Origin of the sequence: Halogeometricum rufum (assembly GCF_900112175.1) — an archaeon.
GTDB classification, from domain to species: domain Archaea; phylum Halobacteriota; class Halobacteria; order Halobacteriales; family Haloferacaceae; genus Halogeometricum; species Halogeometricum rufum.
This window is the reverse complement of the sequence record NZ_FOYT01000001.1, coordinates 145127-157331: the sequence shown is the minus strand read 5'-3', so window position 1 is coordinate 157331 and position 12205 is coordinate 145127. Positions and strand designations below refer to the sequence as shown.

The following is a 12205-nucleotide window of genomic DNA, read 5'->3' as shown; positions in this document are numbered from 1 at the left end:
GGGCTACTTCTCGCTGTGCTCGTCGTCCGCGTCGGCGTCCGATTCGTCCGTCCCGTCGCCGTCTGATTCGTCCATCCCGTCGCCGTCTGATTCGTCCATCCCGTCGCCGTCCGGTTCGTCCACCACGTCGACGACGTCCACGTCGTCCGAGTCGGCGGCCGTCTCCCGGTACGGGTCGACGACGTCCACGTCGTCCTGCGAACCGACGACGTCGACGGCGTCGTCCGAATCGGTCAGCGTTTCGGACTCCACCGCCGCGGACGACCGGAGTTCGTCGATGTCGACGGGGGCGTCCAACTCTTCCTCGTCGACCGCCGCTTCGAGCGTCGCCCTGTCCGTCACCGCCGAGAGGCCGTCCTCCTCGACGGCGCGCGTTATCGTCTCGGCGTCGACGGCCGAGGTGACGTCGCCGGAATTCGTGAGCGACTTCAGCGCGCGTCGCACGGCGACGTAGCCGACGAGTGCCGCCCCGCCCGAGGCGACGGCGCCGGGGACGCCGAATCGCTTGTAGCCGAACTTTGCGGCCCGCTTGCCGAGCGCGTAGGCACCAAACATGGGCTTCGTGTTCGGCCCGCGACACGCAAGAGGCTGTTTGCGTCCCGAAGTCGACTGTCCGCGTCGGTGACCGCTTCGGGGCGTCCGCTCGGCGTTCGCTCGTCCGCTACTCCTCGGTCGCCCACGCCGGACGCTCGACGGTGACGGTCCCGGTTTCGACGGCGTAGCGATAGGTGGTGGTGGTGGCGTCGCCGCCCGCCTCCGTCACGGTGAGGAGCGCGCGGTGTTCGACGACGGTGCCGTTCGGCGCGACGAGGACCTGCGACCGGAGCGCGGTCACGTCGCCGTCGAGTTCGCCCTCGGGGCCGAACAGGCCGCGCGCGTCCTCGGCGTCGGCTTCGAGGACGACGAGCGTCCGCCCGTCGCGGACGACGCTGCCGACGGGTTCGTGCGCGGCGTTCTCGACGAACGTCGCCACGTCGCCGTCGAAGCGGAAGTCGTCCGGGACCGACGAGGCGTTCGGCGTCCGTTCACCGCTGCGAACCCGCGTCTCGCCGTCTCGGACCGTCCGGACGAACAGTCGGTCGTCGGTCAGGTACACCTGTCTGTCGGGGCCGCCGGTGACGTACCGGAGGAGCGCCTCCGAGCGATTCGCCGTCACGCGGGCGTGGACGCTCCCGGACGTGGACTGCGCCGCGTCGGCCGACTGCCCCGTGGTGTTTCGCGTCACGACGAACCCGGTGTCGGCGAGCGACTCCCCGTGGGCGGCGAGGAGCGTGTCGGCGTCGACGCCCGACTCGTTCACGCCCGGGGGCAACGCGGCCGGCAGCGACGCGTTCCACTCTACCCACTCCACGTCGGCGGCCGCGTCGGGGTCGGGCGTCTCCGTCGGCGACGCCGTCGTCTCGGCCGTCGACGCGGCGGAGTCGGGCGCGGCGGACGCTGCCTCGGTCACCGTCGACTCCGTCACCGATTCGGTCACGGGCGGTTGCTCGGTGGGCGCCTCCTGCGACGACGAGAGCGCGCCACAGCCGGCGAGCAGGAGCATCGCTGCGACTGCGAGGGCGGCGAACGACCTGGGAACCATACCCCCCGTCCGTCCGCCGGTGTGAAAAAATGTTGACTCAGAGAGACGACTCGGCCCGGGGGCCGACGCTCAGAGTCGGCCCCGAACCGCGGGGTAGGCCGCGCCGAGGACCGCGCCGTAGACGGCGTGGCCGACGAGGCTCGTCACGTTCACGTTCGGCAGCGGCGGGTTCGCGGGCGACCCGACGACGGAGAGCCAGACGGGCATGACGAGGACGGCGAGGACGACCCAGAGCACGACGCCGTAGGCGACGCCGAGTCCGAGACTCGTGCCCGTCGAGAGGTCCGGTCGCGTCGCTGCGATGGCGGCGAAGACGACGCCGAGAACCGCACCGTGTGCGACGTGGATGGTGAAGCCGGCGAGGCCGCCGCTGAGGAAGTACATCGACGGAATCGCCACTTCGAGGACGGGCCGCATCTGCATCACCATCAGGGCCCCCATCGCGATTCCCGCGGCGACGCCGGCGACGACGCCCGCCTGCCAGTCGCCGTTCGAGGTCGATTCGACCGTCTGTGTGGCTGTCTCGGTTGCCATGCTATTCAGTAGCGTGCACCGACCGCATAACGTCATCTCGGCGCGGTGTCGCCGCCGCACGATGGGGATAGCTTTACGTCGAGAGGGAGGGAATATTGCCGGTTAGTCGGTAGCGGTGTCGGAAAAACTTAATGTACGGTTCTGGAGGTGTTCTGGCCGGGCGCTCACCGGCGCAGCAGGGGGTACGCCGCGCCGAGGACGATACCGTACAGCGCGTGGCCGGCCAGGCTGATGGGGTCGAACGACGGGAGGGGCGGCGCGCCCGCGAAGCCGACGGCGGAGAGCCAGACCGGCATCACGAACGCCGCGAGGACGACCCAGAGCACGACGCCGTACGCCGCGCCGGCGATGGTCGCGCGAGTCAGGTTCGACCCGAAGTCGGGGCGCGCGCGGAGGATGGCCGCGAACGCGACGCCGAGAATCGCGCCGTGGGCGAGGTGGACGAACGTCCCCGCGGCGCCGCCGGTGAGGCCGTACATCGCGGGGATGGCGGCCGTCAACGCACCCGGTGCGACGATGGCCATCACCGCGCCGAACGCGACGGCACCGAGCAGACCCGCGCCCACGCCGGCCTGCCAGCTCTCGACTCCGGTGAGTATCTCGGGCTGTTCGTCGAGTATCTGTTCGCCGCCTTCGACCGCACTGCCGGTAGCTTTCGTGGACATGACAGGTCCTAGAGGTTCCCCGAGGAGAAAACCCTCTCTCGGTCAGGTCCGCGGCGCGCACACGAGAGTGCGGGAGCGCGAACCCGGGACGAACGTACGCGACGGGGCGACAGTCCGGCGCAACGGCAGGACAGGGGAGAATCGACCCGCGGCGCGGAGTTCCGCGTCAGTCGTCCGTCGCGGGCGAGGCGGACGACTCCGTCACCGTGGCCGTCGTCTCGACGGCGCCGGTGAGTTGGCGGTACGGGTACGGCATGTCGATGGTCTCGGCGTCGAGACGCTCTTTGACCGCCTGCACGAAGTTCGAGCGAACCCGCGCGAAGTCGGCGCGCGAGGGGTCCGAGATCCAGAAGCGCGACTGGAGGCCGACGTAGGAGTCGGCGAGTTCGGTCACTCGGACGTCCGGCGCCGGGTCGTCCATGATGTCGGGGTTCGAGCGCGCCTCGTCGACGATGACGGACTTCGCGTGGTCGATGTCGTCGTCGTAGCCGATGCCGAAGACGAACTTCTGCCGGAGTCGGTCGTAGGCGACGGGGTTCTTCACCGCGTTGTTGGCGAGTTCGGCGTTCGGCACCGTGATCTGCTCGTTGTCGAACGTCTTCACGCGGGAGACGCGCAGGTCGATGTCCTCGACGCGCCCCGACATGTCGTTCCACTCTATCCAGTCGCCCACCTCGAACGGCTTGTCCTTCAGGATGAACACGCCGGCGACGAAGTTCGCCAGCAGGTCCTGCGCGGCGAAACCGAGTGCCAGCGCCAACGCGCCGCCGAGCGTCGCGAACGCCGCGATGATGCTGCCGAACCCGGCGACGGTGAACGCGACGGCGAGGGCGAGAAGCAGCGCCAGCGCGCCGAACACGCTGTCGGCGAGACTGCGGACCGTCTCGTCGTACCCGCGCTCTCTGAGCACCCGGTTGGCCAACGGCACGAGGACGACCCGAGCGACGAGCCAGACGACCACGAACGCGAGGACGAACGCGACTACCTTCCCGACGAGCCCGCCGTACTGGGCGAGCAGTTCGTTCAGCGAGTCGGGAATCGGGTCCGCCTGTAACGGGGCCGCCGGCAGGCCACTGGAAGCGTACATGTTACGGACATTGGTAATTGCTAGCACATAAAAACAGTTGCGACCGTTCTGGCCGAATCGGGGCGGCGAGGGCGTCGATTTTCGGTCGGGGCGACCCCGGCAACGTCGCTCGCGGGGGCCAACGCTCCCCGTCGGCCGTCCGGCGCTGACGTCGAACGAAACCCGTCGGAACGCGTACCCAACCGGGAGATTATAACCGATGGGGCGTTAGGACGCACCGTGGCAGAGACGAGCGGACACATGCGGTTCTTCCCGTACGACCGCCCGTACCCGAACCAGGAGGAGGCGATGGACGGCATCGCCGAGGCCCTCGAATCGGAGCGCGACGTCCTCGTCGAGGGGGCGCCGGGGACGGGCAAGACGCTCTCGGCGCTGGTTCCCGCCCTCGAGTACGCCAGACGGGAGGACAAGACGGTGGTCATCACGACGAACGTCCACCAGCAGATGCGCCAGTTCGTCGAGGACGCGCGCGCCATCACCCGGACGGAGCCGATACGCGCCGTCGTGTTCAAGGGGAAGTCGTCGATGTGTCACATCGACGTTGAGTACCAGGAGTGCCAGACGCTCCGAGACACGACGCGGAGTCTCGTGGAGAAAGAGGAGGACGTGGCGGAACTGTCCGAACAGGCCGACGCCCTCGTGGACCGGATGCGGCAGGGCGAACAGGGCGCGGCGGACGCGCGGACGGCCGTGACGGACGAACTCGACGACCTCGAAGACGAACTCGAGGACCTGCGCGAGGGGAACGTCTGCGAGCACTACTACAACAACCTCACCGAGGACACCGAGGCGTTCTTCTCGTGGCTGTTCGACGACGTGCGGACGCCCGAGGACATCTACGAGTACGCCGACGAGCGGATGCTGTGCGGCTACGAACTGCTGAAGGAGGGGATGGAGCAGGTAGACCTCGTCGTCTGCAACTACCACCACCTGCTCGACCCGAACATCCGCGAGCAGTTCTTCCGGTGGCTGGACCGCGACCCGGAGGAGGTCATCACCGTCTTCGACGAGGCGCACAACATCGAGTCGGCCGCCCGCGACCACGCGAGTCGCACGCTCACGGAGAACACGCTCGAGAGCGCGCTGAGCGAACTCGACGACGCGGACGACTCCCGCGCCGACGCCGCGGAGAACGTCCTCGGGGCGTTCCTCGACGCACTCCGGGAGACGTACGACGACGCCCTCGGCTTCGGCGAACGCGAACAGGTCGGCGACAACTGGTACGACCTGCCCATCGCCAACCACGACAGGCGCGACGACCTGACGCTCGCCTTCCTGGACCGGTACGAGGGCCGCGGAATCAGCACGGAGGCGGACCTCGCCCTCCAGTTGGGTAAGCGCCTCGACGACGAGTACGAGGAGGCGTACAGGGACGGCGAGACGACGACGCGCAAGGAGTGCCAGACGCTGCAGGCCGCCGAGTTCGTCGCCGCGTGGATGGCCGACGGCGCGAAGTTGGGCCAGCACCCGATGTGTTCGGTCCGCCGCGACGGCGGTACCGAGGAGGTGTACGGACGCGCCGAACTCTACACCTGCATCCCGCGGGAGGTGACCGAGACGCTGTTCGAGGAGGTGCACGCGAGCATCCTCATGTCGGCGACGCTCCGGCCGTTCGACGTGACCGAGGACGTGTTGGGCCTGTCGGACCCGGCGACGATGGCGTACGAACTGGCGTACCCCGAGGAGAACCGGCGAACGCTCGCGGTGCAGACGCCCGCGCTGTTCAGTTCCGAGCGCGAGGAACCGGCGACGCAGGAGACGCTGACGCAGGTGTTGGCCGACGCCGCGCGCTTCACGCCCGGGAACGCGCTCGTGTTCTTCCCGTCGTACGCGGAGGCCGAGCGATACCACGAGCGACTGCAGTCGCGGATGGACGTGACGGACCGCCTGTTCCTCGACGAGGCGGGGACGCCGACGGAGGAGATACGGTCGAAGTTCGTCGCGAGTCAGGGAGCGGTGCTGCTCACCTCGCTGTGGGGGACGCTGGCGGAGGGTGTGAGCTTCGACGGCGACGACGCGCGAACCGTCGTCGTCGTCGGCGTGCCCTACCCGCACCTCTCCGAGCGGATGGAGGCGATTCAGGACGCCTACGACCGGGTGTACAGCGGTCGTCGCGAGGCGGGCTGGCGCTACGCCGTCGAGATTCCCACCATCCGCAAGACCAGACAGGCCCTCGGCCGCGTCATCCGGTCGCCGGAGGACTTCGGCGTCCGCGTCCTCGCCGACAAACGTTACACGCGGGCGAGTTCGCAGATGGGCAAGTACGGCGTGCGGTCGACGTTCCCGTCCGAGGAGCGCGCCGAACTCGTCGACGTTCCTACCGAGAAGCTGAAGTTCGCGATGCTGAACTTCTACAACGACCACGACGCCTACGACGGCGAACCGCCGCGGCCCTGACGGGGGCGAGCGCACGGGGGCGGGCGTCGCCGTCCGTCTCAGCCGGTGAGAATCGGGTGCGGCCGTTTTCGTCCGAGAGCACCTCTCTGCACTTGGTGAAGGACATGACAGAGACCACGTACAGGGACGACGGTTCGGCCGGCACGACGACCGACAGCCAGCGCCGCCTCCGACCGATTCGGCTGGCCGCCGCCGCCGCGGCCTGGGTCGGTCTGGTGGTCGTCGCGCTCCTCAACGCGACGTTCCGAGAGGTGGTCCTCGCGCCGGCCGTCGGCGACTACGCGGGGCACGTGCTCAGTACCGTGTCGTTACTCGCGGCTCTCGCGGTGGTGGCGTACCTCTACTTCGACCGGTACGCGGGCCACTCGGCGAGAGAACTCGTCGCAATCGGGCTCCTGTGGGCGACGCTGACGGTGCTGTTCGAGTTCGGGTTCGGCCACTACGTCATGGGGACGCCGTGGAGCGTGCTCCTCGCGGACTACAACCTGCTGGCCGGTCGGGTGTGGGTGTTCGTCCCCATCGCCATGGCGACGTACCCGTTCCTGTTCGGCCGACTGTTCGAGCGACGGCCGTGAGCCTTCGACGACCGCGTTGCTTCGCTCTCGCGGTCGCATCGGCCCCGATTTGTCCGGTCGAACGCCCCCGAACGACGCGGTCGGGCGCGTCGGACTGACCTGTCAGATTCTAGCACATCCGAGTCGTTCATACGCGTCCGCGCTAACCCCCATCCGATGAGTACCCGACCCCCGGGGCCCAAGGGCGTGCCGTTGTTCGGAAACAGCCGACAGTACGCCAAGGACCCCTTCACGTTTCTGACGCAGGTGTCGGAGGCGTACGGCGACGTGGTGTACTTCGGACTCGGTCCGCTGGACACGTACATGCTCACCAACCCCGCCGACATCGAGCGGGTGCTGGTGTCCGACGACGCGAAGTACCACAAGCCGGACTTTCAGGACGACGCCATCGGGACGCTCCTCGGTGACGGACTGCTCCTGAGCGAGGGGGAGACGTGGCGCAAGCAGCGCGAACTGGCCCAACCGTCGTTCGACCCCCGGCGCATCGACTCGCTCGGGGAGACGATGACCGAACACGCGACGGCGATGGTCGACGGCTGGGCGGACGGAGAGGTGCGCGACGTGCAGTTGGAGATGGCCCGCGTCACGGTGAAGATAATCGTGGACGCGATGTTCGGGTCGTCGCTCCCGGACGAACGCGTCCGCACGGTGCAGGAGAACCTCGAACCCCTCGGCAAGCGCTTCGAGCCGGACCCGATGCGGTTTTTGATACCCGACTGGGCGCCGACGCGGGAGAACCGCGAGTACAAGGAGTCCATCTCGATTCTGGAGGGCGTCATCGACGACGTGGTCGCCGAACGCCGCGGCACGGAGGACGACCCCGCGGCGGCGGTGGCGGGCGAGGACGGCCCGCCGATGGACCTCCTGTCGGTCCTCCTGCGCGCGAAGAACCGGAACGAGCAGACCGACCAGCAGATACGCGACGAGATGATGACGATGCTGCTGGCGGGGCACGACACCACCGCGCTGACGCTGACGTACGCGTTCTACCTCCTCTCGCAGCATCCCGAGGCGGAGGCGGCGGTGCAGGCGGAGGTGGACGAGGTGTGTGGCGGCGAGACGCCCACCGTCGCCGACGTGCGGCGGTTCGACTACCTCGAACGCGCGTTGCAGGAGGCGATGCGGCTGTACCCGCCGGTGTACGTCATCTTCCGGGAACCGCAGGTGGACGTGCGCCTCGGCGGCTACCGCGTCCCGGCGGGGTCGGCCATCATGCTCCCGCAGTGGGTGGTCCACCGGTCGCCGCGGTGGTACGACGCGCCCGACGAGTTCGACCCCGACCGCTGGCTCCCCGAACGCCGCGCGAAGCGGCCGCGCTTCTCGTACTTCCCGTTCGGCGGCGGCCCGCGGCACTGCATCGGCAAGCGGTTCTCGATGATGGAGGCGCAACTCATCCTCGCCACCGTCGCGCAGGAGTACGAACTCGACTACGTGCGCGACAGACCGTTCGACCTCCGCGGGTCGCTGACGATGCACCCCGAGGAGCCGATGGGGATGCGACTGCAACGGCGGTAGGCGTCGAGCGTCGGCGTCACCGCATCGTCACCGAAGCGGGATGCGCGCGGCGTCCTCGCGGTACCGCGAGTCCCAGACGCCCACCTCGCCGACGGTCCAGCGAATCTCGTCTATCTCGCGGTCGGCGAGTGCCGCGGCGTCGTCGATGCGGCCGCCGCGAGCGAGGGTGACGTGCGGCGTGTAGTCGTCGCCCTCCATCTCCGGCACCGTCCCGAACGACTCGCAGAGTCGCCCGTGCAGGTCGTACAGCCCCGAACTCTCGACGCGGAGGTAGACGACCGGTCCCTCGCCGCGGGTGGGTCGTTCGAAGTAGTCGATGCCGTCGACGTGCGCCTCGAACGGAGCGACGCCCCGGAGCGTCTCGCGGAGGCGTTCGCGGAGACGGGGGAGCGAGTCCGCGTCGGGGTCGAGGCTCGTGTCGAACCGCTTGACGACGAGCGAGTGGCGTTCGCGGATGCTGTCGAACGCGGTCAGCGCGGGGTGGAGGTCCGCCGCGAGGCGTTCGACCTGACCGGGGACGGGCACGTTGAGGCTGAACACGTCCGAGCGTCGGCGTCGGCGGTGAAAAGTCGTCGGATTTGTCGGGCGGACCGCCGTCGACGGGGTCGGAGGCTCAGAGGCGGTCCAGCAACCAGAGGACGATGAGGGCGACGACGACGAGGCCGAGGAGCGGTCGGAGCGGGCCGAGGAGGTGTCCGAGGATGCCGAGGACGCCGCCGACGATTTCGAGGACGAGCCAGACGACGACGAGAACCAGAATCAGCTTCAGGAGGTCCTCGACGTCGACGTCGCCGCGCGTTCCGGGGAGCATGTGCGTCGAATAGTCCCCGAACTCGAAATGTCTTGTGGGAGCGACGGTTTCAGGCGCGTGTGAACGAGGGACGTAGCTTAATGTCGTCGGCACTAAGAGACGGGTATGGCCAACCTCTTTCGCGAACTCGGGCGCATGTCCGCACAGGGGCCGCCGGACTGGCTCCTGACCGGTGTGGGACTCGTGGCCGCGTTCGTCCTCGCGTTGGCGGTGTTCGGCCTGAACCCCGTCGCCCTCGTCGGCGTCCTCGCCCTCGTCCTCCTCGTCGCGACGGTGTTCAGCGCCGTCGAAATCGTCAACGCCTACGAGAAGCGCGCGCTGACGGTGTTCGGCGACTACAGAGGCCTGTTGGAACCGGGACTGAACATCGTCCCGCCGTTCGTCTCGCGGGCGTACACGTTCGACATGCGGACGCAGACGCTGAACGTGCCGCCGCAGGAGGCTATCACCGAGGACAACTCGCCCGTCACCGCCGACGCGTTCGTCTACATCCGCGTGAAGGACGCCCGGAAGGCGTTCCTCGAAGTCGAGGACTACAAGACGGCCGTGTCGTACCTCTCGCAGACGTCGCTCCGAGCCGTCATCGGCGACATGGAACTCGACGAGACGCTGTCGCGCCGGGACGAGATAAACCGCCGCATCCACCGGGAGTTGAACGACCCGACCGACGAGTGGGGCGTCGAAGTCGAGTCCGTCGAGGTGAGCGAGGTGAAACCGTCGCCGGACGTGCAGAGCGCGATGGAACAACAGACGTCCGCCGAACGCCGTCGCCGCGCGATGATTCTCGAAGCGCAGGGCGAACGACGCTCCGCCGTCGAACGGGCGGAGGGTGAGAAGCAGTCGAACATCATCCGCGCGCAGGGGGAGAAACAGAGTCAGATTCTCGAAGCGCAGGGCGACGCCATCTCGACGGTCCTTCGCGCGAAATCCGCCGAGTCGATGGGCGAACGCGCCATCGTGGACAGAGGGCTGGAGTCCCTGCGCCGCATCGGCGAATCGCCCTCCACGACGTACGTCCTCCCGCAGGAACTCACCAGCCTCCTGGGCCGTTACGGCCGGCAACTCACCGACTCGGACGTGCAGGAGTCGTCGGCGCTGGAGAGTCGCGACTTCGACGCGGAGACGCGCGAACTCATCGGCCTCGACGACATCGAGGAGATACTCGGGGAGGTGCAGGCGTTGACGAACGGCGACACCGGCGAGGCGGAGATTCGCCTCGAAGAGGCCGAGCGGAACTGACCGGCCGGTCTCGGCCGTCGACGGCCGCGTCGCACAACGTTTATGAACAATCATGCACTTGGTTAGCACATGAGCCACGAACGCGGTTCGACTGGGCCGCAAGGAGCATCGGTACCGCGACCAGAGCCTACCTCGGACGGCGTCGTCGCTCGACTGAAGCGCCACCTCCGGACGTGGCCCCGTCGCTACGTCGAGATGCGGACGGGACGGCCGGCCGAACGACGGTAGCGGACGGCCACCGGGTAGCGTCGAGTTGCGGGGCGGCCGAACGACCGACCGACGCGCGCGTCTCGCTCGTTCTGACCGTGTGACGACGACCAGCCGTCGCCGTCGGGTGGGTCCGACTCCCCCCGGTCGTCGCGTTCGGCCCACACGCCTGTGCGAGTCGCGGCGGGCGTCCGACTATGGCCGGCGCGGACGGCGAGAGCGTGATGCTCGACGGCGAGGGACTCGTCGACGAGGACGAAGACGGCGACCCCGACGAGAACGAGTAGTCGGCCGGCGGGCGTCCGTCAGAAGGCGTTGCCCGCGGCCATGAGGAACAGCGCGACCGAGATGACGGCGAACAGGACGCCGACGCCGTTCTTGATGGTGTCCGTCTCCAGCGCGTTCGACACGTAGGGCGCAATCTGGCCGCCGATGACCGTCGCCGGGACGGTGAAGACGACCATGTTCCACGGCGTCGTCGCCAGACTCAGCGAGTGGCCGCCGACCAGTCCGCCGCCGAAGACGTGGACGAGAGAGGCGAGGACGGCGGTGAGTGCGACGACGATGTGGTTGGTGCCGATGGCGACGCGGACGGGGACTTTCGTCCCGAGCATGGAGATGATGCCCAGTTCGCCGACGCCGAAGCCGGCCAGCCCCTGGAACAGTCCGCCGATGCTGTAGTTGCCGAAGCGACGGAGGTAGCCCCCGCGGGTGTACGTGTAGTCGTCGCCCTCGCGGTCCACCCGGGTGACGGTGCCGTCGTCGTCCGTTCGGACGCCCGCCGGGCCGAGTTTGCCGGCGTCGTTCGGCAGGTCACGGGGTTGGCCGCCGTCGGCCACCGCCTCGGAGTCGTCGCTGCTCTCGGAACCGTGGCCCAGGTCGGCGCGGAACAGCAGGTACGACGCCGCCAGCAGGGCGATTCCGAGCAGCGAGTGGAACACCACCTCGGGGATGACGAACGACAGCAACGCGCCCGCGACGACGAACGGAACCGACCCGCCGACGAGCGTCAGCGCCAGTCGGCGGTCGACCAGCCCGTACTGGACGAACGCCACCGACGAACTCGACAGGCCGAACGCCTCGCTGATGAGGCCCACCTTGACGATGGTCGCCGGTTGCAGCGGTTGGGCGAACAGCGGGAAGATGAAGATGAGGAACGGCACGAACAGCGCCGACCCGCTGATGCCGACGGTGTTCACGATGGTCGCGCCCGTGAGGAACACCGGGAACAGCCACCAGTAGTCCAGCCAGTAGTCCATTCCCCCGGCGCCGCCCGTCGGCGCGGCCAAGAGGACGCCGGTGACGAACGCCACGGGCGCGAGGAGCACGAACAGGTGCTGGTGCCTCAAGAACGACTTCTGCAGTCGGCTGTAGGAACTAGAGCTCATTGGTGTGTATCAGTGGGTCAGACCGGCGTCCGGTCGTGACCGAGCGGAGAGAACGAGTGCAGCGTGGCTGTTCGGCGCGGCGTCGGTGCGAACAGGCATTCAGGAGATCCCCCCCGTGGGGAGCGGGACGTGACGGTCGAGTTCGACGCTCTGGTTCGTCGAAGTGCAAACCATCGTGACGCGGCCCTAACGACGAATCGGTGAA

12 protein-coding genes are annotated in these 12205 nt (G+C 68.4%); 4 read left to right on the top strand and 8 right to left on the bottom strand.

What is annotated here, in order from left to right:
* Positions 1-3 precede the first annotated feature (3 nt).
* From BM310_RS21620 to BM310_RS00755, 5 genes are all read right to left on the bottom strand, one after another.
* Complete coding sequence (locus BM310_RS21620; RefSeq protein ID WP_218156414.1) at positions 4-555, bottom strand: hypothetical protein; 552 nt, start codon at positions 553-555, stop codon at positions 4-6.
* 106 nt (positions 556-661) lie between these two features.
* A complete protein-coding gene (locus tag BM310_RS00770) occupies positions 662-1582 on the bottom strand; it encodes a DUF7537 family lipoprotein (protein ID WP_089803842.1) in 921 nt (306 codons plus the stop codon).
* Between the two features lie 69 nt (positions 1583-1651).
* Positions 1652-2116, bottom strand: a complete 465-nt coding sequence (locus BM310_RS00765) for a histidine kinase (RefSeq protein ID WP_089803841.1) — start codon at positions 2114-2116, stop codon at positions 1652-1654.
* Positions 2117-2280: 164 nt separating this feature from the next.
* Entirely contained in the window at positions 2281-2781 is a 501-nt protein-coding gene (locus BM310_RS00760) for a histidine kinase (protein ID WP_089803840.1), read from the bottom strand.
* A 166-nt stretch (positions 2782-2947) separates the two neighbouring features.
* Entirely contained in the window at positions 2948-3868 is a 921-nt protein-coding gene (locus tag BM310_RS00755) for a mechanosensitive ion channel family protein (protein WP_089803839.1), read from the bottom strand.
* 240 nt (positions 3869-4108) lie between these two features.
* On the opposite strand from BM310_RS00755, the gene BM310_RS00750 reads away from it, so the two are divergent.
* From BM310_RS00750 to BM310_RS00740, 3 genes are all read left to right on the top strand, one after another.
* Positions 4109-6265 carry an ATP-dependent DNA helicase gene (locus tag BM310_RS00750; protein ID WP_089806908.1) on the top strand — a complete coding sequence of 719 codons (2157 nt, stop codon included), beginning with the start codon at positions 4109-4111 and terminating at the stop codon, positions 6263-6265.
* 95 nt (positions 6266-6360) lie between these two features.
* A complete protein-coding gene (locus BM310_RS00745) occupies positions 6361-6840 on the top strand; it encodes a hypothetical protein (RefSeq protein ID WP_218156413.1) in 480 nt (159 codons plus the stop codon).
* A 156-nt stretch (positions 6841-6996) separates the two neighbouring features.
* A complete protein-coding gene (locus BM310_RS00740) occupies positions 6997-8355 on the top strand; it encodes a cytochrome P450 (protein ID WP_089803838.1) in 1359 nt (452 codons plus the stop codon).
* 27 nt (positions 8356-8382) lie between these two features.
* Here the strand turns inward: BM310_RS00740 and BM310_RS00735 are convergent, their stop codons facing one another.
* Together BM310_RS00735 and BM310_RS00730 are read right to left on the bottom strand one after the other, a co-directional pair.
* Positions 8383-8895, bottom strand: a complete 513-nt coding sequence (locus BM310_RS00735) for a 2'-5' RNA ligase family protein (RefSeq protein ID WP_089803837.1) — start codon at positions 8893-8895, stop codon at positions 8383-8385.
* Positions 8896-8968: 73 nt separating this feature from the next.
* Positions 8969-9166 carry a DUF7554 family protein gene (locus BM310_RS00730; RefSeq protein WP_089803836.1) on the bottom strand — a complete coding sequence of 66 codons (198 nt, stop codon included), beginning with the start codon at positions 9164-9166 and terminating at the stop codon, positions 8969-8971.
* A 105-nt stretch (positions 9167-9271) separates the two neighbouring features.
* Here BM310_RS00730 and BM310_RS00725 point away from each other — a divergent pair, with 105 nt between their 5' ends.
* On the top strand, positions 9272-10405 hold the full coding sequence (locus BM310_RS00725; RefSeq protein ID WP_089803835.1) for an SPFH domain-containing protein: 1134 nt from the start codon (positions 9272-9274) through the stop codon (positions 10403-10405).
* 512 nt (positions 10406-10917) lie between these two features.
* Here BM310_RS00725 and BM310_RS00720 read toward each other — a convergent pair.
* Positions 10918-12000, bottom strand: a complete 1083-nt coding sequence (locus tag BM310_RS00720) for a sulfite exporter TauE/SafE family protein (protein ID WP_089803834.1) — start codon at positions 11998-12000, stop codon at positions 10918-10920.
* Between the last annotated feature and the right edge of the window lie 205 nt (positions 12001-12205).